This window comes from Microbacterium sp. PRC9 (assembly GCF_031844125.1).
Lineage (GTDB): Bacteria > Actinomycetota > Actinomycetes > Actinomycetales > Microbacteriaceae > Microbacterium.
In genome coordinates, this window is sequence record NZ_JAUZUR010000001.1 from 606,746 (window position 1) to 626,643 (window position 19,898).

16 protein-coding genes are annotated in these 19,898 nt (G+C 69.8%); 2 read left to right on the top strand and 14 right to left on the bottom strand.

The window, feature by feature from the left end:
- The first annotated feature begins 15 nt into the window (after window positions 1-15).
- Together Q9R33_RS02620 and Q9R33_RS02625 are read left to right on the top strand one after the other, a co-directional pair.
- Entirely contained in the window at window positions 16-876 is an 861-nt protein-coding gene (locus Q9R33_RS02620) for an O-acetyl-ADP-ribose deacetylase (protein ID WP_311292772.1), read from the top strand.
- Window positions 877-983: 107 nt separating this feature from the next.
- Window positions 984-1,451 (top strand): type VI secretion system tube protein Hcp, encoded by a 468-nt coding sequence (locus tag Q9R33_RS02625; protein ID WP_311292773.1) that lies wholly within the window; start codon window positions 984-986, stop codon window positions 1,449-1,451.
- 97 nt (window positions 1,452-1,548) lie between these two features.
- Here Q9R33_RS02625 and Q9R33_RS02630 read toward each other — a convergent pair whose 3' ends face one another.
- The 14 genes from Q9R33_RS02630 to manD form a co-directional block, all read right to left on the bottom strand.
- Entirely contained in the window at window positions 1,549-5,037 is a 3,489-nt protein-coding gene (locus tag Q9R33_RS02630) for an alginate lyase family protein (RefSeq protein WP_311292775.1), read from the bottom strand.
- Between the two features lie 116 nt (window positions 5,038-5,153).
- Window positions 5,154-6,734, bottom strand: a complete 1,581-nt coding sequence (locus Q9R33_RS02635) for a glycoside hydrolase family 43 protein (RefSeq protein WP_311292776.1) — start codon at window positions 6,732-6,734, stop codon at window positions 5,154-5,156.
- A gap of 25 nt (window positions 6,735-6,759) precedes the next feature.
- Window positions 6,760-7,731 (bottom strand): hydroxyacid dehydrogenase, encoded by a 972-nt coding sequence (locus Q9R33_RS02640; protein WP_311292777.1) that lies wholly within the window; start codon window positions 7,729-7,731, stop codon window positions 6,760-6,762.
- Complete coding sequence (locus Q9R33_RS02645; protein WP_311292778.1) at window positions 7,728-8,627, bottom strand: family 43 glycosylhydrolase; 900 nt, start codon at window positions 8,625-8,627, stop codon at window positions 7,728-7,730. Before Q9R33_RS02645 ends, Q9R33_RS02640 begins: the two co-directional genes overlap by 4 nt.
- Window positions 8,620-10,743 carry an alpha-galactosidase gene (locus tag Q9R33_RS02650; RefSeq protein WP_311292779.1) on the bottom strand — a complete coding sequence of 708 codons (2,124 nt, stop codon included), beginning with the start codon at window positions 10,741-10,743 and terminating at the stop codon, window positions 8,620-8,622. Before Q9R33_RS02650 ends, Q9R33_RS02645 begins: the two co-directional genes overlap by 8 nt.
- Window positions 10,740-11,474 carry a hypothetical protein gene (locus Q9R33_RS02655; protein WP_311292780.1) on the bottom strand — a complete coding sequence of 245 codons (735 nt, stop codon included), beginning with the start codon at window positions 11,472-11,474 and terminating at the stop codon, window positions 10,740-10,742. Before Q9R33_RS02655 ends, Q9R33_RS02650 begins: the two co-directional genes overlap by 4 nt.
- A complete protein-coding gene (locus Q9R33_RS02660) occupies window positions 11,471-12,361 on the bottom strand; it encodes a carbohydrate ABC transporter permease (protein ID WP_235560266.1) in 891 nt (296 codons plus the stop codon). Before Q9R33_RS02660 ends, Q9R33_RS02655 begins: the two co-directional genes overlap by 4 nt.
- The gene (locus Q9R33_RS02665; protein WP_056371050.1) at window positions 12,358-13,392 is read right to left on the bottom strand and encodes a carbohydrate ABC transporter permease; all 1,035 of its coding nucleotides are present in this window, start codon (window positions 13,390-13,392) and stop codon (window positions 12,358-12,360) included. Before Q9R33_RS02665 ends, Q9R33_RS02660 begins: the two co-directional genes overlap by 4 nt.
- 66 nt (window positions 13,393-13,458) lie before the next feature.
- Entirely contained in the window at window positions 13,459-14,820 is a 1,362-nt protein-coding gene (locus tag Q9R33_RS02670; protein ID WP_056371052.1) for an ABC transporter substrate-binding protein, read from the bottom strand.
- A 131-nt stretch (window positions 14,821-14,951) separates the two neighbouring features.
- On the bottom strand, window positions 14,952-15,998 hold the full coding sequence (locus tag Q9R33_RS02675; RefSeq protein ID WP_311292781.1) for a LacI family DNA-binding transcriptional regulator: 1,047 nt from the start codon (window positions 15,996-15,998) through the stop codon (window positions 14,952-14,954).
- Window positions 15,999-16,115: 117 nt separating this feature from the next.
- Window positions 16,116-16,934, bottom strand: a complete 819-nt coding sequence (gene ppk2, locus Q9R33_RS02680) for a polyphosphate kinase 2 (RefSeq protein WP_311292782.1) — start codon at window positions 16,932-16,934, stop codon at window positions 16,116-16,118.
- A gap of 46 nt (window positions 16,935-16,980) precedes the next feature.
- A complete protein-coding gene (locus Q9R33_RS02685) occupies window positions 16,981-17,943 on the bottom strand; it encodes a sugar kinase (protein WP_311292783.1) in 963 nt (320 codons plus the stop codon).
- Window positions 17,943-18,602 carry a bifunctional 4-hydroxy-2-oxoglutarate aldolase/2-dehydro-3-deoxy-phosphogluconate aldolase gene (locus Q9R33_RS02690; protein ID WP_056371058.1) on the bottom strand — a complete coding sequence of 220 codons (660 nt, stop codon included), beginning with the start codon at window positions 18,600-18,602 and terminating at the stop codon, window positions 17,943-17,945. Before Q9R33_RS02690 ends, Q9R33_RS02685 begins: the two co-directional genes overlap by 1 nt.
- The gene (gene manD, locus Q9R33_RS02695; RefSeq protein WP_311292784.1) at window positions 18,592-19,821 is read right to left on the bottom strand and encodes a D-mannonate dehydratase ManD; all 1,230 of its coding nucleotides are present in this window, start codon (window positions 19,819-19,821) and stop codon (window positions 18,592-18,594) included. Before manD ends, Q9R33_RS02690 begins: the two co-directional genes overlap by 11 nt.
- Between the last annotated feature and the right edge of the window lie 77 nt (window positions 19,822-19,898).

Below are 19,898 nucleotides of genomic sequence, written 5' to 3' on the forward strand. Positions count from 1 at the left end.
CGCGAGACTGGGCACATGGTCACGGTCACCGCCGTTCATGGCGACATCACCCGGCAGCGCGTCGATGCGATCGTGAACGCCGCGAACAACGCGATGCGGGGCGGCGGCGGGGTCGACGGCGCGATCCACCGCGCGGGCGGTCGCGCCGTCCTCGATGACTGCATCGCCCGGTTCCCGAATGGACTCCGCACGGGGGACGCCGGATGGACCACGGCCGGCGACCTCCCGGCGACCTGGGTGATCCACACGGTCGGCCCCAACTACGCCGCCGGTGAGCGGGACCGGGAGCTCCTCGAGTCCTGCTACCGACGAGCGCTGGAGGTCGCCGACGAGATCGGCGCCCGCAGCGTCGGCTTCCCCCTCATCAGCGCGGGGGTGTACGCGTGGCCGCTCAACGACGCCATCGATGCGGCGGTCAGCACGATCGCGAAGACCCCGACCCGCGTCGAAGAGGTCGTACTGGTCTCGTTCAGCGAAGACACGCATCGGCGGGTCCAGCCACAGGTGTATCGCCGATTCCCACCGCCGACGGAGCCGGGCTCGGTCGGCCGGCTGTTCGAACGGGCGCCCGCACAGATGGGCATGCGGGGCGACGCCTACCTGTGGCTCGCCCTCCGCGCGGAGTTCGCCGCGACTCCCCTGCCGTCCACGTGGTTCGAGCTTCGCCAGATGGTCGTCCAGGCAGCGGAAGGGATCATCGGCGCTCCTCTCGCTCACACCGATGACCCCATCCACGTGCCCGAGTTCGATCCCGGTCACGGCATGTCGGCCGGCAACGTGCTGCCGTCGTGGTGGCACCACACGGGCATCCCGATCCTCATCGACCGGTTCGAGGCGGCTCAGCAGACGAACAGCTCGGAACCCGCCGAGGGCTGACCGCCGACCCTCTTGCGGGGGCGGCTTGCCGGGAGTATCTGTGAGGTGGTCGCGCGAGCGACCGCGCGATGCGGGGCAAGCGCGGATACCGGCGGGGAGCGTGTGCGATGGCCGATGAGCAGTTCCTCACCATCTCGTCGATCCCCGGCGAGGTCGTCGACGACCGGCACCCGGGCGCCATCGAGGTCCTCAGCTGGAGCTGGGCGGTGTCGAACTCCGCTCCGGCCGGCGGCGGCGCGGGCAGAGGTCGTGTCGGCAAGCCGACGCTCACCGATATCGCGGTCTCGCTGCGATGGGATGCTGCGACCCCGCGCCTCTTCGATGCCTGTGCCCGCAGCATCCGTCTGCCGGAAGCGCTGCTGTCGGCACGACGCGTGGGCATGATCGGCGACTACTTCACGATGCGCCTGCAGGACGCCGTCGTGACCTCGGCGACCACCGCGTTCGCGGGCGAGGAACCCGCCGTGCAGATCACCCTGGGGTTCGCCACCGTGACCATGACCTACCAGACGACACTGCCGGACGGCTCGCTCGGCGACCCGGTCGCGGTCACGCTCGGACGCGCCCAGAGGTGATCGGCGCGGTGGCGTTCGCGTCGCTCGCGTCGGGAGATGTAACACCCGGCAACGGGTGGGAGCCCCGCACGAGACACGGCCCCCACCCGTCGATGGCTCACTGCGCGGGGCTCACGCTCCCGAACAGGTGCAGCTCGGCGACGCCGAGGATCTGGCCGTTGACGATGCGGACATACCGGTACCCGGTGGCGCCCTGCACCGCCCACCGCTGCCATTCGAGCGTCTTCGCGGGCGCCCCCGGCGTGAGACGGGTCCACGACTGGAGGTCGTTCGAGCCTTCCAGCCGCATGTCCGCGATGCGGGACGTGCCGTATCCGTCCTGCCGGACGAGGATCTCGGCGCCGGTCAGCGTGACGCGCTGGTCCGCGCCGAGGTCCCACACGTTGCCATACGTGCCGGAGTTCAGACGGGTGTCGGAGTGGGTCGCCGCGTCGCCGTCGAACATCTTCGCGGTGTACTGGGTCCACGCTGTGTCGACTACGCCGTCCGGGCGGAGCACCCGCGCGGCGCGGAATGCGTCGTCCACCAGCCCGGCGTCGGTCGAGAGGAAGAGCTTGGACCCGTCCGACGTCGCGGCGATCGCATCCGCCGACCTGCCGTCCGGCGTGGTGAAGCGGATGTCGAACGTGACCGACCCGCCGGCCGGTGCACTCGAGGGGATCACCGCCGTCGCGACCCATTCGCCCGCCGCCGGCGACGTCACCTCGGCCGGTTCGCCCAGCACGGTGACCGCCACGTCGGTGTTGCCCGCCGGCCCCGTCATCCGCACTTCGACGCGGTCGCCGGGCACGACCCGGCCGGCCACGCCGTCCGGCGACCGGAGCGAGACGGTGTCCATGGCACCGGTCGCCTCGCTGCGCACGCCGTCGATCCGGATGTCGGCGATGCTCCAGATGCCCGGGTACGCAGGGTCGGACGGCACACCCGGCTCGTCGACCTGGAACTTGAGGAACCGGAACCGCTGGTCGCGCAGGTCCGCGCGCACGGGAATCCATTCGATCGCGGCATCCTGTCCCGCATTGGGACGCTCGGTGAGCAGCGTCCAGGTCGCTCCGTCATCGGAGCCGTACACGTTCGTGCCCTCTGCCCGGTTGGGGAAGGTGTCTCGCGCCTGGAATCCGAACGCCGACGACGTGACCCGGAAGCCCGGGCCGAAGTCGAAGACGATCCCCGCCACGCGCTGGTCGCCCCAGGACGTCTGGTTGTCGCCGTCCACGAGCGCACGCACCTGCGCCGACGTGAGTCCCGGTGCGCTGACGATGCCCGAGAAGTCGAGCGTGCCGTCCGCCAGGCGCGGGCTGAGCACCTCGAGCCCCTCGACCGCGTCCCCCAGCTGCTGGAGCAGGGTGGCGAAGGTCGCCGAATCCGCGGTCTTGCGCGCCTTCTTCGCCTGCGCGTGCAGCTCTTCCACCCGCTGCCAGGATGCGGCGGTGTAGAGCTCGCGCGTTCCCTCGATGCGGTCGAGCAGCTTGCCGATCGCGGAGGCGCGGTTCGGGGCGACGGTCACCGCCACCGGAAGTGCCGTGACCGCCGCGTCGTCGGACGCGACGAGCACCAGCTGCGCGCTCCCCGAACGCGCGGGCGTCCAGCTGGCCGTGTTCCCGGAGATCGACGCACCCGCCGGGGCGTTCTGCAGCTCGATGCGGGTCTCGCCTCCGGACGCGTCGGTCGTCGCGAAGGAGCGCGTCCACGGCTCGCCTGCCACTGCCATGACGTCGACCGCCGGCGCGTCCTCGAAGATCGGCGGGGTCAGCACGCCGTTCGCCTGCGCGAGCACACCCGCGACATCGACCGAACCGTCGCCGCCGGTCGCCTTCACGAAGACGATGTTGTCGCCGACGGCGCCCGGCGTCTTGTCGAGGTGCAGATCGACCCACACGGAGCGCCACTGCCCGCCGGTATCGGGGACGACCACCTCGGCGAACGGCGCCTCGCCGCCCGTGCGTGCGAGCTCGAGGCGCGCCACGCCGTCGCTGCGCACGCGGATCCCGACGAGAGCGGTCTTGCTGCGATCCGACCACACCGCGCGCCGGACGGCCACCTGGGCGTCGGCTGCGGCGGCGTCGAGCCTCACGAAGGCGGTGCCGTCGGCATCCGCGTCGGCGTGCGCTCCCGCACCCAGCGCCTTGCCGAAGGTTCCCACCGACAGCTCCGCGCTCGGTGCCAGTGGCGCGGCCGCGCCCTCCACCTCGGCGAGCTGCGGCGGGAACGCCACCCAGTACTCGGCGCCGGTGTAGTCCGAGCCACGGTCGTTCCAGAAGTTCTGAACTCCCGAGCCGTAGTAGTACAGCGGCCCATCGCGGTGCTCGTAGAGTTCGGCGACGTGGGGCGCCTCGGTCTCCACGTCGACGCCGGCGACGTAGCGGTACTGCAGATACGCCTCACTCAGCGGATCCTGCAGCCGGCCGCGATACGCCTGCGAGATCGCGCCGCCCTCGTTCGCGGGGATGTACGGCACCTCTTCGCCCATCATGAAGGCATCGAACGTGTCGGCGCCCGCGAGGATGCGGTTGTCGAGGAACCGGTACGGCGAGACCGCGTCCGCGGCGTCCGAGACGGTGCCGGCCACGGGGTCGAGCGTCGTGCCCTGGTTGTCGACGAGGCGCGCGAGGGCGACGAGCAGATCCACGTCGCCCTGACCGTGGGCCTGGTCACGCAGCATCTCCATGTGCTGGACGAAGGACTGCCCGGTGGTGTTGCCGGGGGCGTCTGCGGGGACCTCTCGGAAGATCGAGGCGAGCGCCCCGTTGACGTCTCCGCCATACAGGTCGTGCTCGCTCTGGTAGCCCGCGTTGACCGTGAACCACTCGACGCGCTCGGCGTACAGATCGGCGTCGTCGAGGAAGATCGCCGCGGCGACCATGCCGATCACGCCGTACAGATGCTGGTTCCACAGCCGGTTCGGGGAGTACAGGAACGTGTCGAGCACCGGGTGCACAAGGTTGTCCTCGATGCGCTGCTGGTCCTGGGCGGTCCACCGCAGGTCGTACCCGCCGAGCGAGTCGCTCACCGGCTCGGTGCCCCGCAGCACCTCCGCCGCGATCAGCATGTAGTACAGCGGCACGCCGGTGTGGATGTGGGCGTCGGCGAAGTACGCGTACTTCGCCGGGTCGAGGCTGCTCCAGGTGCGCAGCACATGGAGCGCGTTGGCCCGGTACTGCTCGTCGCCGGTCACCACGTACTCGAGCGCCTGGGCCATCGCCCCCAGGCTGTCGCGCAGCGCGCTGGAGCGCATGCCCGCGCTCGCGTACGCGTCGTTCTTCGGGGTGTCGGTACCGGGCTGGGCGTTCTCCGCCCGGAAGTCGCGCGCCGCGTACCGGGTCTGCGACATCGCCTCGTAGTAGCTCGCCCACGGGTCGACCCCGGCGAGCACCTGCGTGCGCATGTTCTCGAGGTGGTCCGCGGTGAAGCCGAGGCCCGGGTGAGAGAACCCGGCGTCGCTGACGGTGCGGACGATCTCGGGTGGTGGTGGCGCCGCGTGCGCGGCTGCCGGCTGAGCGGCCACGAGGGCTCCGCCGAGCACCAGCAGCCCTGCTGTGAAGGCCCCGACCACCTGGTGGAAACGACGTCGTCGTGCGATCTTCATCGATCTCTCTTCTGTTTCTGCGCCGTACGAGATGACGACGCGGGTGGATGGATAGCGTTTGCCACTTAACGAATGCCACAAAGACGGGGTCGCGTCAACCCCTGATCAGGAGCGATTCACGGTGTGAAGCGCAGGCGCACGGACGCGATGTCGGCGGTCCAGCCGCGCCCGTCGAGGTCATCGGCGCGTACGCCGAGGAAGAGTCCCGTGAACCGCAGGCGCGGGCCGTGGTCGTCCGACAGCGTCCACGCCGGATGCACGCCGGGAACGGCCGTCCACTCCTCCCCGATACCGGCCCAGGCGAATCGGAGTTCCGGCCCGTCCAGCACGGTCCGCAGCCTCAGCGCGCCGTCCGGCACCGCCACAGCAGCCGATCGCGTCGTGGTCGAGCCATCGCGCCGCACGACCCGCAGGTGGCGGCCGTTGTCCCGATCGTGCGTGACCTGCAGCCAGATCCAGCCCGACCTGTCGTACCAGGCGATGGGCCCAGCAGCCTCCCGCGGCGAGCGGGGCTCGGCGTCGATGACGAACTCGAACTCGGCGCGGTGCTCCTCGACGCGGGTGAGGAGCATGGACTGATCGAACACAGATGCGGTGGAGTGCCCGCCCCGCAGCCTCAGCCATCCGGGGCGCACCGCGAGGTCCGCCACGTCGTGCGGCAGCGGCGCGCGCAGGGTCGTCCAGCGTCGCGAGTCGAGCGCGGTCCCGTCGAACTCGTCGACCCACTCGCGAGCGCCGGGAGAGGCATCCAGACCATCGTCCGGTGGGGAGCCGAGCACCACCTCGACCGCCGCGTGATGCCCGCCGTCGGCGAGCCGCAGCCAGCCGTCGGCGTCGAACTCGACGCGCTGCAGGCACGTTTCGCGCCCGAGCGTGCTGTAACGCTCGCCGAGGTGCAGCGTCGGGCGGCTCGCCAGGTGCACGAGCAGCCAGTCGCCCTCCGGAGTCTGCACGAGTTCACCGTGACCGGCCTTCTGCAGCGGATGCCCCGGCGCATCTCTCGTCGTCAGCACGGCCTCGCGCGCGTCGCGCTCGTACGGCCCGAGCAGATCGCGCGAGCGTGCGAGCGTGATGCCGTGGTTCCAGCCGGTGCCGCCCGCCGCGATGAGCAGGTAGTACCAGTCGCCGAGGCGATACAGGTTGGGTCCCTCGACGAGTCCGTCTTCGCGGTGGATCACGGTGGCGTCGCCCGTCGTGCGGCGCTCGTCGGGCAGGTACTGCTCGAGGACGAGCCCCGAGAACGACGGGTGCTCGGGGCGCTGGTCCCATTGCACACCGACGATCCAGTGAGTGCCGTCGGGGTCGTGGAAGAACGAGAAGTCGAAGCCGCGAGAGCCGAGATGGACCGGCGCGCTCCACGGCCCCGTCACGGCATCGGCGGTCACGAGGTAGTTGTCGATGTCCTTGTCGTCGCCGTCCATCGTCCGGACGATCGAGTAGGCGAGCCAGAACTTCCCCTCGGCGTACGACAGGCTCGGCGCCCACACTCCGCCGGAATCGGGGATGCCCCGCAGGTCGAAGCCGTCGTCGAGCGCGTGCCCGATCGTGGACCAGGTGGCGAGATCGGTCGAGTGGTGCAGGCGGACGGCAGGGTGGAACTCGAACGTGCTCGTCGCGATGTAGTAATCGTCGCCCACACGGAGGATCGACGGGTCGGGGTTGAATCCCCGCAGCACGGGGTTGTGGATCACGGCCATGACCGGGTGCTCCTCGCGAGACGACTCAGGACGGGGGTGCGGGGTGGGCGAACGGCTCGCCCGCGACGAACCGTTCGACCTCGGCGGTCGCCGCCTCGCCGAGGCGTCGCAGCTCGACGCCCATCGAGCCGGCCAGGTGGGGCGTGAGGAACACGTTGGGCAGCGAGTACAACGGGTGCCCAGGCTCGAGCACCTCAGGCTCGGTCACGTCGAGCACCGCCCGCAGCCGGCCGGCCTGCAGTTCGGCGACCAGCGCGTCCTGGTCGATGAGCGCGCCCCGCGCGGTGTTGATCACCGTGGCGCCGTCGCGCAGCGCCGCGAGCACATCGCGCGAGATCATCCCGATGGTCGCGGGCGCCTCGGGGGCGTGGATCGAGAGGATGTCGCTGCGCCGCGCGAGCTCCGCGAGGTCGTCGACGAGCTCGACGCCGAGCGCCGCTGCGGTCGCCGGCGTGGCATACGGGTCGTACAGCAGCACGGTCACGTCGCTCGCGGCGAGTTTCTCGATCACGAGCGTGCCGATCGCCGAAGCGCCGACGATCCCGACCGTGGTGCGATACAGGCCGGACCGAGGGGCGGCCACCTCACGGGGGATGAACTGCTGCTCGGCGCTGTAGCGGCGCGAGAGCCAGAACACATCCTTGGCGGCGAGCGTGATCATCGCCTGGGTGAACTCCGCCACGGGGATCGCGTTGGCAGCACGGGCGGTGGAGACAGGGATGCCGCGCGCCGATGCCGCCTCGTCCAGGAATCCGATCCCGCCGCCCCAGTGCACGATGGCGCGCAGCGCCGGCAGCGCGTCGAGCTGCTCTCGGCCGAGGCGCACCACGCCCCAGCCGGTGAGGAGCAGCTCGATGTAAGCGGCGTCGCGAAGCTCGTCGAGGGAGGTCGCGGCATCCGTCATGTCGATGTCGAGGATCCCGGCCAGGCGCCGCGTCTCCTGCTCGCCGAAGACGAACGGCACCAAGGTGGGGTCCATCAGCAGCGCGGCCTTCATGCTCCCAGCTCCTCGATGCTCCAGGCGTCGCGCCACTCGAGGCGCACCTGCCCGTCGTCGATGCGAAACGGGAGCCAGACCGCGGCGGACTCCGCGAGGTCGTCGGGCGTCCAGCGGTCGCCGACGTAGACGAACCCGTCGCCGACCGGGACGACGACACTCACCTGGGACTCGAAGGTGTTCGTGCCGGGAGGCGCGATGGGGCGCCAGTCCTCCCACGGCCCCGACAGGCGCGCTGCGCTCGTGTACATGTTGTCGTTCATGCTCCACCCGGTGAGGTCGGAACCGAAGAGCCAGTACCGGCCGTCGTGGTGCACGAGGGTCGGCGACTCGTAGCCGACGGCAGGGTTCGCCTGCTGCCGCAGCGTCGCCACGATGCTGTCGACACCGAGATGGTCCTCGCGCAGGCGGTAGATGTGAAGGCCGTGATCGCGGTCCTCCGACAGCAGGTAGCCGACGCCGTCCTCCTGGAACACGCCGATGTCGCGGCTGAGGTTGCCGAGAGGCCGCTCGCTGCGTACGTACTCGTACGGCCCCTCCGGGCGATCGGCGATCGCGTATCCCACCCGGGCGTACGCGTAGTCGCCGGTGTCGACGTGCAGGAGCATCACCCACCGTCCGTCGGGCCGCTGCAGCACCTTCGGGCGCTCGACGATGCGGTCCGCGCCGATGTCGCCGGCGCCGGCGGTGAGAGCGTCGCCCGCGAACGTCCACGTGGCCACGTCGGGCGAGGAGTAGCACGCGACGGCCGTGAACCGGTCGCCGGCCGTCTTGTCCTCACCCCACGCGTACCAGCGGTCGCCGACGCGCCGCAGACCGATGCCGTGCAGCTGCGCGGTGCGTCCACGGTCGTCGGTGAACGTGCGGCCGGGCCGGATCACCGCAGGCTCAGCCACGGCGCACCCGAAGCACGCGCGCGCCGAGCCCCGCCGGCGTCGCCAGTGACAGGCCGCCTTCGGCGAGCTGCAGCCGCCATTCGCGACCGTTCACCGATTCGCCGGCGGGGAAGAGCACATCGACCTCCCCGTGCACGCCGGGAAGCTCGATCGCGGCGGGCGCGGCATTCCGATCCCAGACGAACAGCAGGTCACTTTCCGTCGTATGCAGCCCGAGGCATATGGTCGGAGCGTCCCACGCGGGCAGCCCCAGAGGCCAGAACGGCACCGCGTCGACGAGTTGCTCGCGGAGAACCTTGTGCAGCGCCACCGCCTCGGCGATGCGCGCCCTCTGCTCAGGTCGCAGCTCGTCGAGGAAGCCCGACAGGTACAGTCGCCCGCTCAGTCCGCTGACGAGCGTGAACACCGTCTCCTCGTCGCTCATGCCCCGCGCCGGGTACGCCCAGTTGCCGCACTGCTCGGGAAGGATCGACATCGGCGCGGACGCGGCAACCGGCGGGTAGAGCCGGAAGTCCTGCTGGTCGCTGGTCGACTGCAGGTGCGTCACCGCGAGCAGCGCGTAGTCGGCGCGCATCGCCCCCGAACTGCAATTCTCGAGGCGCAGCGAGGGATGCCGCTGCTGAACGCGCTCCAGCCAGTCGCGGAACGCGCGGGTATGCGCCAGCAGGCCGTCCGCTGCGGTCGTCGCGTGATGGTCGGTGCCGGCACCGGGATTGATGTTGTAGTCCAGCTTGAGATAGCTGATGCCGTACTCGGCGACGAGATGATCGACCGTCGCGTCGAGATGGCCACGAGCGGACGGATGCCGGAAGTCGAGGTGGTAGCGGCGATCCTCCTGCACCCGTCGGCCGAACCGCTGGAAGAACGCCTCGTCGGGCAGCTGCGCCGCGGCCGGGCTGTCGATGCCGACCACCTCCGGCTCGAGCCAGAGTCCTGCCTCCATGCCGAGCGCCCGGATCTCGTCGATCACGCGGCGCAGGCCCCCCTCGGCGAACCGGCTGGACGCCTCGCGCCACTCGCCGACCGTCGTCCACCAGTCACCGATGGCAGGGTCGGCGAACCAGCCCGCGTCGATGCAGAAGACCTCGACACCCGCGTCGGCCGCGCGCCGGATCAGCGGCAGGAGCTGCTCGGTCGTCGGCTGTCCCATGAGCGTGTTCATGAAGTCGTTGTAGACGACCGGGAGGGCCTGGTCACGCGCGGGGCCACGCAGCCACCGTCGGTACCGGGTCAGCTCGGCGATCGCACCGTCGCGTCCGGCGGGCGACGCCGTGATCGCGACGGGTACGACGGTGAAGGTCTCGCCCGGCAGGAGCTCGTGTGCGAACTGGTGCTCGAGGTCGGTCGGGCCGAGCAGCGACAGCACTCCCCCGTCGCGCGTCTGGCTGAGATCGGCATGCCACCCGGCGCTCGTCTCGATCTGCCATGCCAGAGCCTCACCGTCTCCGCGGGTGAGGTACCCGCACGGCACATGCTCACCGCTGGACCAGGCGCCGTGGCTGGTGATCGCCGCGTGGCCGCGCGCATCCTGCCCGTGGAACGGCAGCGAGATGTCGGGAAGCAGCGTCCGAAGCGATGTCTCGCGCCAGCGGTTCTCGGCGAGCCACTCACTCGCCGCCGTGCCCCACACGACGTCGTCGAGGTCGTCCTGCGAACGGCCGAAACCGATCGTCGCCGACGACACCGCGGTCAGCACGACCGTGTCGCGCCCGCCGTTGCGCACCTCGTGCTCGACGCGTACGGCGCTCGCCCCCATCGGGGCGGTGACCGTGGTGCGAACCTCGATCCCGCTGACCGCATCCGTCTGCACGACGACGGCCCGCGATGCCTCCGCGTCGGTCGTGACCTCCGAGCCCTGGACACGCAGACGCTCGCCCAGCGCCGATCGCCAATACGCCTGACTCGTGCGGGCGCGCTGCTCGACGGCGGTGAACACCTGGACGAGCCCGACACCCGGGCGGCCCGCGTGTGTCGACGTCGGAACGCTCAGCGAAGCCGGTGCGTCGGCCGACCAGCGCAGCTCGAACGCGCCGACCCGGGCGCGGAAGCCGGTGGGCACGGACTCCCGGTCCGCGGCGAGGACCGAGGCGATGGTGGAGGAGGCGGCGTCAGTCACGGAGTGTGTCTCGTCTCGTCGATCAGGGGAAGACGCAGCGCGTCATTGCAGATGTGGATGCCGACGCCCAGAAGCGCGGGAAGGAACAGAGCGAGCGGAGGTCCGACGACCGGCAGCGCGAGCGCCGCGATGCCGAGGCCGGTCAGCAGCAGCCAGCTGAGGACGATGTGCGGCCGCCGGGCGATGACCTTGGCCGCCGCGGTCGCCAGTGCGACAGCGCCGTGTTCGTCTCTCACCTCGGCAGCGAGCGACACCGCGATGAAGAAGGCGAGGGATGCTGCAGCGGAGGCCGCGACGAACAGCAGCATCGCGTCGGACCCGCCGAACAGCGCGAAGTCGTACGCGAGCAGCAGCACCACCGCACTCGCTGCGATCGCGGCCCACGCCAGGGTGCGGCATCCGCTCGCGAACGATCTCCAGAACAGACGGCCGGCCCGCGCCTCGCCACGTTCGGCGAGCAGGCGTCGCGTGCTCCGCAGCAGCGCGTACGTGGCGGGCACGAGAGGCAGGAGGGAGGCTGCGCCGAGCCAGATGGCCAGGTGCGTCGACTGCCAGCCGACCAGCGCCGCGAACGCGAGCGCCGGGCCGAGGCATGCGAGGAACGACACCGACACCACGAAGTACTGGAAGACCGTGAGCGCCATCCCGGCAACGGGGCCGTCGAGTGCGAGGATCGCCCGCATCCGCGCACCGACGCCGGCCGTCCGCGACGACGTGTGCGATACGGTCATCCCTTCACCGCCCCCACCGACATGCCCTTGATGAAGTAGCGCTGGAACGCCGCGAAGATCGCGACCGAGGGGATGATGGCGAGGATCGCGCCGGTGTAGATCAGCTGCCATTGCGACGTGAGCAGGCCCACCATCCGGTTGATGGCGACGTTGATCGTGCCGGCCGACGACGAGTCGAGGAACACCAACGGGATGAAGAAGTCGTTCCACAGACCGAGCGCCTGAATGATCACGAACGCCGAGGTCACCGGAAGCAGCATCGGGAAGACGATCGACCAGAACGTCCGCAGACGGCCGGCGCCGTCGACGTGCGCCGCCTCCTCCACCTCGATCGGGATGCCCTTGATGAAGCTGCAGTACAGCAGGATGCCGAAGCTCGCCGCCCCGCCGAGGTGGACCAGGATGACGCTCGTGAGCGTGCTGTACAGCCCGACCTCGTCGAAGCCCTTCACGAGCGGGATCATGCGCACCTGGAACGGGATCATCAGACCCGCGATGAACAGGATGTACAGGAACCGCGAGGTGCGTCCGCCGACCCGTTCGATGCCGTAGGCGGCCATGGGCACGATCGCGACCAGGAGCACGACGGTGGCGACGGTGATGATGAGGGTGTTGAGGAGCGCCTCGCCGTAGTCGGTCTGCTGGAACAGCTGAATGTAGTTGTCGAGCGTGAACTGGGTGGGCAGGCCCATCGGGTCCACCGTGATCTCGGCGTACGACCGGAACGAGTTCAGGAACGCGTAGATCACGGGGCTCGCCACGATCAGGACGAGCACGGCGAGCACGGCCATGACGGCGATCTGGCCCGCGGTGAGCTTCTTCGGCGTGGCCTTCTGCCGGCGCGGCTTCCGCGCGGGGGCGACGAGCAGTTCCGTTTCAGTGCTCATGCCTGGATCTCCCTCTTGCGCATGTAGGCGTTCGCCGCGACGGTGCTGACGATGACGACGAGGAACAGCACGATGGCGGCGGCGCTGCCGAAGCCGGCGCGATACTCGCCGAACCCGACCTTGTAGATGAAGAACGCCATGGTCTCGCTGACGAACCCTGGCCCGCCGGCGGTGAGGACCATGACCTGATCGAAGATGGTCCAGCCCGCGATCATCGCGAGGGTCATGTTGACGGTGACGGCTCCGGCCAGCATCGGCCACGTGACGTGCCGGAACACCTGGCGGCTGTTGGCTCCGTCGATGCGCGCCGCCTCGGTGAGCTCCTGCGGCACGGACTGCAGATTCGCGAGGTAGATGAGCGTCGTGTTGCCGCCGAGCGTGAAGCACGTGATGAAGAGGATGACGCCCACCACGATCGAGCTGTCGCCCAGCCAGTCGCGAGCCCACTCGGGGAAGCCGGCGTCGCGGAGGAACGTGTTCACCGCGCCGAAGTTGAAGTTGAGGAGGTACTTCCACACGGTCGCGAGGATGAAGCCGCTCACCAGCGCCGGCAGATAGACGGCGGTGCGGAAGAAGCCCTGCCAGCGACCGACTTTGTCGAGCATGAGCGCGACACCGAGCGAGATCGCGTTGATGATGACGGCCGAGCCGAGCCCCAGGATCAACGTGTTCTTGACCGCGTTCCAGAACCGCCCGCTCGTCAGGATCTCTTCGTAGTTCCGGACGCCGACGTACTCGTAGTCGGGGCTGATGCCGTCCCAGTTCGTGAAGCTCAGCTGGAGGGACTGGATCGACGGCACGATCACCATGAGCAGGTAGATGACGAGCGCCGGAGCGACGAAGCCCAGCATGACCCACCGCGCGGAGCGGAACCGCCGCGTGCGGCGCTGCTCGCGTTCGGGCCCGACCGGCACGAACGACACGTCGTCGGGGGCACCCTCCGGCGCTCCGTCGAGCGGACCTCCGCCGCTGAGGCGGACGGCGGCGCCGACGACCTGGGTCTGCCCTTGCGAGGCACTTTGATCTGTCATGGAGACCTCCTCGGCTCCCGGTCGCGGTGCCCGGGCGGACCCGGGCACCGCGACATCCGGTGTGGATCAGCCTGCGGCGACCGTCTTGTCGAACTCGGCCTGCACCTTGGCGATGGTGTCGTCGATCGACGACTGCCCGTCCTGCATCTCGATCCGCGCCTGGCGGAAGAAGGTGTTGAAAGCGCTGAACGTCGAGAGGTCGGAGACGTTCTCGTACCAGACGAGGTTCGGGCTCTCGAGCAAGGCGAAGTAGTCCTCGGCGCCGGGGATCGAGGTGTTCCGCTCGATCTCGTCGGCCGCGACGATGTTCGGTGCGAGCCAGCCGTTCGCCTCCATGAGGTTGGCGGTGTCGACCTGGTAGAAGAACTCGAGGAACTCGGTCGCCGATGCGTACTGGTCGTCGTCCTCCGCGGCCTGCGACGAGATGGCCAGGCCACCGGCGGTGTCGCCGTTGACGGCGTTCTTCAGCACATTGATCGAGCCGTCCTCACCCGGGACGATGAACAGGCCGGCGTTGAAGTCCTGATCGACCTTGTTGATGTCGTTCAGGCGCCCGATGCCGGCGGACGACGTCGCCATCACAGCCATGTCGTTCACCAGCAGCGTCGTGGTCTGCGCGTCCGCGGTGGACTGCCAGCCCTCGAGGACGTACTCGTTCGTGATGTCGAGGAGCTCCTGCAGAGGCTCGCGCAGGTCTTCGATCGTGGCATCGCCGTTCTGAGCAGCCGTCCAGAACCCACCCTCGTCGCCCCACTCGGCGAAGTACGGCGAGGCGAGCTGCTTCCACAGCTGGTCGCTGGGCCAGACCTCGGCCGCCGCGGTGGCCAGCGGCTCGTCGCCGTTGGCCTTGATGTCCGCGAGGAGGTCCGTGAAGTCGTCGTACGTCTCGGGGACCTCGAGGTCGTTCTCTTCGAAGTAGTCCTTGTTGTAGACGATGTTCAGGCCGATCTCGCCGTTGAGCGCGCTGTACGGCACGGTGTAGACGTTGCCGTCTTCGGCCGATCCGACCGCCTCCGGCTCGATGAGCTCGGTGACCGACTCGGGGATCGGCGCGAGCTTGCCGGCATTGATGTACGTGAGCGTGTCCCGCATGTCGACGACCGCCGGCCAGTTGCCCGTGGCATCCATCGTCTTCAGCGCTGTCGCATAGTCGCTTCCCGCCGGGAGCGGGTCGAGCTGAACGGTCGTCGTCTCGCTCTGCTCGTTGAAGGCTTCGACCACTGCGTCGACGACCGAGTTCCAGGTCTCGTCGCCGGTTGCGTAGAGGAAGCGGATGGTGGTCTTCGGAGCGGTGCCGGCGTCATCGCCGTCGCCTCCCGAGCTGGTGCAGCCGGTGAGCGCGAGAGCCGCGACGGCGACACCCGCTGCGCCCGCGAGCCAGGCAGAACGGCGCCGCTGCGCCCCTGCCCGCGTCGTTGCGTCGTGCATGTGATCTCCCTTGATTCGTGCCGGAATGATTCCGTCATCGAGAGAGTACCGCAAAGTGGACAACGTTTGCCACTCCTTCAGGAAGACGCTTTCCTTACGCCTGCTGGAGCGCCGCGGCACACACGCCGGCCTCAGCGATCGAAGGCTGCGATCGCCTCGCCATGGATGATCGGCGTGCCGCTCAGACCGACCGTGTCGACCCCGTCGGCGTGCTCGTCCAGCACCAGGGCGAGCGCCGCTTCGCCGAACTGCTCGAGCGGCACCTCGACCGTGCTGAAGCCCGGCAGGACATCCCCCAGCATGGGGACGTGGTCGAATCCGGTCACCTCGATGTCCACGGGAACCGAGACGCCGAACTCGCGCAGGCGGGCGATCACACCGACTGCCATCGCGTCGCTCATGGCCGCGATGACGTCGATCTCGCCGAGCCGGTCTCGCAGCTGGTCCACCGCACGGTGGCCGCCGTCCCGGGAGAACTCGGTGTGCACGATGTCGCGCTCGTCCACGGCGACGCCCCGGTGCGCGAGGCCTTCCACGAAGCCGCCGACGCGCTCGAGCGCCGTGATCTGGCCGGCGGGACCGGACACGAGTGCGAACCGCCGGCGCCCCGCACCCACCAGCCCTTCGGCCAGCAGGCGGGCGGCGTGCCGGTTGTCGACGGTCACGGTCGGGAAGCCGAGCTCGTTGTCGCCGATCACGACGATCTTCGCTCCGTGGTCCTGCAGCACCGTGAGCTGCTCTTTCACCGACGCCTCGCGCGCTGCATCCGTCGTCCGGCTCGTCGCCATCACCACCGCGAGATGGCGCTCGCCGCGCAGCTGCATCAAGAGGTCGAGCTCGCGCATCGGGTCGTCGCGCGTCGTGCGCACGGCGACCGAGATCCCGCGCTCCTCGGCGGCGTGCATGATGCCCGAGATCATGGTCGCCGAGCCGAAGTCGTCGATGTCGGCCACGATGAACGCCACCGTGCGCGCCCGGCCGCCCTTGATGGCCTGAGCCGCCGGGCTTACGGCATAGCCGAGCGTGCGGGCGGCCTCTTCGACGCGCTCGCGGAGCTCCGGCGACCCGCTCTTCTTGCCGCGCACCCCGCCGTTGAGCGCACGCGACGCCGCCGGCACCGACACACCGGCCAGGCGTGCCACGTCGGTGAGGGTGGGGGGCTTCGCGGGCTTCGGCATCGACTTCCTCTCACACGGGCGAGCGTGACTAGATAACGCTATCCAACAATGACTTCGAGGCGGACCGGCGCCGAGGACGACGGGTCGGCGCGGAGGGGTGCTCCGTCTCTGACCCGCTCAGTCGTCGCTGTGAGCCGCGCGCTCCATCTCGGCGGCGACATCGGGGACGTAGTTCTCGAGGTTGCGGGGCGGGCGCTCGTATCCCCGGGAGCCGGGGCGGACCGGAATCGCGACCTCCTCCCGCGGGACGAGCTCATAGGGGATGCTCGCCAGCAGGTGGGAGATCATGTTGATCCGGCTGCGGCGCTTGTCGACCGACGGCACCTCGAACCACGGCGCCTCGGGGATGTCGGTGTGCACGAACATCGTGTCTTTCGCGCGGGAGTAGTCCTCCCAGCGGGTGATCGAGAGCACGTCGTTCGGGCTGAGCTTCCAGCGCCGCATCGGGTCGTCGGCCCGCGAGCGGAATCTCGCCTCCTGCTCATCCGGAGAGACGCTGAACCAGTACTTGAGGAGGATGACCCCGTCCTCTACCAGCATGCGCTCGAAGATCGGCGCCTGGTGGAGGAAGCGGTGGTACTCCGCATTCGTGCAGTAGCCCATCACGTGCTCGACGCCGGCGCGGTTGTACCAGGACCGGTCCATGAGGACGATCTCGCCCGCCGCCGGCAGGTACGGCACGTAGCGCTGGAAGTACCACTGGGTCTTCTCCCGCTCCGTCGGCGTCGGCAGGGCGACGGTACGGGTGACCCGCGGGTTCAGGTACTCGCCGACCCGCTTGATGGTCGAGCCTTTGCCCGCGGCATCCCGTCCCTCGAAGATCACGACGACCCGCGCACCGGATGCCTGAACCCAGGCCTGCATGTCGACGAGCTGCGCCTGCAGGCGCCGCAATTCGCGTTCGTAGATCTTCTTCGGCAGGCGCGACTGGCTCATCTCGGTGACAGTACACCCGACGCCCGCGCAGCGAGGAGTGGGTCGCTCAGCGGCGCACGGGATCCGCGTCGCCGCGCTGGAAAGCCTCGACATCGCGCAGCGAGGGTCCGGCTTCCCAGTCCCCCGGCGTCAGGCACGCCATCGCGCCGCACGTGTTCGCGCGACCGAGGGCGTCGGCGACCTCGAGGCCGGCGAGCATGCCGCTCAGGTAGCCGGCGACGAACGCGTCCCCGGCGCCGACGGTGTCGACGGCGTCGATGCGGAAGCCTCGACCCTCGACGACGGTTCCGGGCTGGAACACCGTCGCGCCATCGGCTCCGAGCTTCAGAACGACCTGCGAGCACCCCGTATCGAGCAGCCGCCGCGCGGCCGCGTGCGGATCGTCCTCGGGGAACATCAGCACCAGTTCCTCGGCGCCGCCGAACACGACGTCGGCCCGTTCTGCGAGCGCGCGCAGCATCGGCCCCGCAGCATCCGGGTCCGCGAGGGCCGACCGGTAGTTGACATCGAAGCTCACGCGCACGCCGGCGGCGCGAGCGCGGTCGATGGCCGTGTGCAGAGTCGCGCGACCCGACTCGGAGATCAGGGCAGTGATCCCCGAGACGTGCAGCAGGTCGGCCTCTTCGATCCATCCGGCGGGCACGTCCCCCGGCGCCACCCGGGATCCTGCGGAACCCGCGCGATAGTAGAAGACGGCAGTGGATGCTGCGTCCGGGCGTTCTTTCACCATCAGCCCCGTCGGGGCCCCTCGATCGACCACAGCGCGGACGTCGACCCCCTCCGCGCGGATCTCGCGCGCCACGCGCTCGCCCAGCGAGTCGTCGCCGACGCGGCCGAGCCACGACGAGTCGACGCCCAGCCGACGCAGGCCGATGGCGACGTTGCTCTCTGCGCCGCCGATGCCCAGCGCCACCGCGGGCACGTGCCTGAGTGACCCGATCTCGGTCGCGCGCATGAGCGCCATCGTCTCGCCGAGGGTGACGACGCGGGGGTCGCGGGCGTCAGCCATCAGGCCGCTTCCGGCACGGCAGCGGCGACGAACGCGGCAGCGCGATCCCGCAGAGCCCGGAGGTCGCCGCCGCGGAAGGCGTCGCCCAGCAGCGGTCCGCCGACGCTCACCGCGACGGCGCCGGCCGCGAGCCAGGCGCCGGCCGAATCGAGGTCGATGCCGCCCGACGGCACCGCGACGATGTCGGGGAACGGCCCCCGCAGATCCTTGAGATACGACGGCCCGACCACACCCGCCGGGAAGACCTTCACGGCCGACGCGCCGGCCGACCAGGACGCGAAGAGCTCGGTCGGGGTGAGGCCGCCGGGGATGATGGGCACACCGGCATCGGTCGCCTGGGCGACGAGTGCCGGCGAGGTGATGGGAGTGACCGCATAGTGGGCGCCGGCGTCGATCGCCCGAGCGAGCTGATCTCCGTCGGTGACCGTACCGACACCGAGGTCGACGGCATCACCGTAGCGCTCGATCAGCTCGGGAAGTCGGTCGAACGTTCCCGGCGTGGTGAGGGTCAGCTCGACACTGCGGATGCCGGCCTCGAGCAGCACGTCGAGAACAGCGTCGTAGTCCTCTGCCCGCTGAGCTCGTGCGACGACGACGACCCGGGACTCGACCGTGCGTGCCGGGAGTGCGAGGCGGCCGCGCGCGGCCTCACCAGTCATGGACGGTCCCGTCGAGCAGGCGGTTCACCGGGAGGTAGGCCTTCGTGTACTCGAACGCCGCGGCGGCGTCCTCGTCGAGCTCGACCCCGAGGCCGGGCGCTTCGCCCGGGTGCAGGAACCCGCGGTCGAACGTGAACGACGTCCGGAACACCTCGAGCGTCTGCTCGTTGTGGGGCATGTACTCCTGGATCCCGAAGTTGTGGATCGCGAGGTCGAGGTGCAGTGCCGCTGCCATGCCGACGGGCGAGATGTCGGTGGGGCCGTGGATGCCCGACTTGACGCCGTAGATCGCCGCGAAGTCCAGCAGCTTCTTCATCGCCGTGATGCCGCCGGTGTGCGTGACCGCCGAGCGCACGTAGTCGATGAGCCGCTCGGTGATGAGCGTCTGGTAATCGAACACGGTGTTGAAGACCTCGCCGATCGCGAGCGGCGTCGTGGAGTGCTGGCGCACCAGGCGCAGCGCCGACTGGTCCTCCCCCGGCGTGCAGTCCTCGAGCCAGAAGAGGTCGTAGGGCTCGATCTCCTTGGCGAACCGCGCGGCCTCGATGGGCGACATCCGGTGGTGGCCGTCGTGCAGGATGCGCAGGCCCGTGCCGAAGTCCTCGCGGATCTTGGCGAACACGTCGGGCATGTGCGCGAGGTACGTGCGGGTGTCCCACGTCTCCTCGCTCGGCCGGCCGTCGGCGGCGCGCTTGGCGGGCTCGTAGTCGTAGCGGACGCCCGGGCCCGCCGACGAGACGCCGTAGATCTGGCCGAGGCCCGGCACCCCCGTCTGCACGCGCACGGCGGTGAAGCCGAGCTCCTCGTACCCGGTGATCGCGTTCGCGAGAGCCTGGTAGTCGGTGCCCGAGGCGTGGGCGTAGACGCGGATGCCCGAGCGGCTGGCGCCGCCGAGGAGCTGGTACAGCGGCATCCCGGCCTTCTTCGCCTTGATGTCCCACAGGGCCATGTCGACCGCGGCGATCGCCGCCATCGTGACGGGTCCCCGGCGCCAGTACGGACCCCGGTAGAGGTACTGCCAGGTGTCCTCGATGCGATCCTCGTCGCGCCCGATGAGCATCGAGGCGACGTGGTCTGCGAGGTACGACGCGACCGACAGCTCGCGACCGTTCAGGGTGGCGTCGCCCCACCCGACGATGCCGTCGGAGGTCACGATCTTGAGCGTCACGAAGTTGCGACCGGGGCTGGTGATGTTGACGGTGACGTTCTCGATCGCCATCTGTGTCTCCTAGGAAGTGTCGGTGCGGCCGCCGCGGACGGCGGCCGCACCAGGGTTGGGATCGGGTGCCCCGGCGG

Coding starts and splice junctions, on each gene's coding strand:
- Q9R33_RS02620 (WP_311292772.1), top strand. CDS start 16: ATGGTCACGGTCACCGCCGTTCATGGCGACATCACCCGGCAGCGCGTC.
- Q9R33_RS02625 (WP_311292773.1), top strand. CDS start 984: ATGGCCGATGAGCAGTTCCTCACCATCTCGTCGATCCCCGGCGAGGTC.
- Q9R33_RS02630 (WP_311292775.1), bottom strand. CDS start 5,037: ATGAAGATCGCACGACGACGTCGTTTCCACCAGGTGGTCGGGGCCTTC.
- Q9R33_RS02635 (WP_311292776.1), bottom strand. CDS start 6,734: ATGGCCGTGATCCACAACCCCGTGCTGCGGGGATTCAACCCCGACCCG.
- Q9R33_RS02640 (WP_311292777.1), bottom strand. CDS start 7,731: ATGAAGGCCGCGCTGCTGATGGACCCCACCTTGGTGCCGTTCGTCTTC.
- Q9R33_RS02655 (WP_311292780.1), bottom strand. CDS start 11,474: ATGACCGTATCGCACACGTCGTCGCGGACGGCCGGCGTCGGTGCGCGG.
- Q9R33_RS02660 (WP_235560266.1), bottom strand. CDS start 12,361: ATGAGCACTGAAACGGAACTGCTCGTCGCCCCCGCGCGGAAGCCGCGC.
- Q9R33_RS02665 (WP_056371050.1), bottom strand. CDS start 13,392: ATGACAGATCAAAGTGCCTCGCAAGGGCAGACCCAGGTCGTCGGCGCC.
- Q9R33_RS02670 (WP_056371052.1), bottom strand. CDS start 14,820: ATGCACGACGCAACGACGCGGGCAGGGGCGCAGCGGCGCCGTTCTGCC.
- Q9R33_RS02675 (WP_311292781.1), bottom strand. CDS start 15,998: ATGCCGAAGCCCGCGAAGCCCCCCACCCTCACCGACGTGGCACGCCTG.
- ppk2 (WP_311292782.1), bottom strand. CDS start 16,934: ATGAGCCAGTCGCGCCTGCCGAAGAAGATCTACGAACGCGAATTGCGG.
- Q9R33_RS02685 (WP_311292783.1), bottom strand. CDS start 17,943: ATGGCTGACGCCCGCGACCCCCGCGTCGTCACCCTCGGCGAGACGATG.
- Q9R33_RS02690 (WP_056371058.1), bottom strand. CDS start 18,602: ATGACTGGTGAGGCCGCGCGCGGCCGCCTCGCACTCCCGGCACGCACG.
- manD (WP_311292784.1), bottom strand. CDS start 19,821: ATGGCGATCGAGAACGTCACCGTCAACATCACCAGCCCCGGTCGCAAC.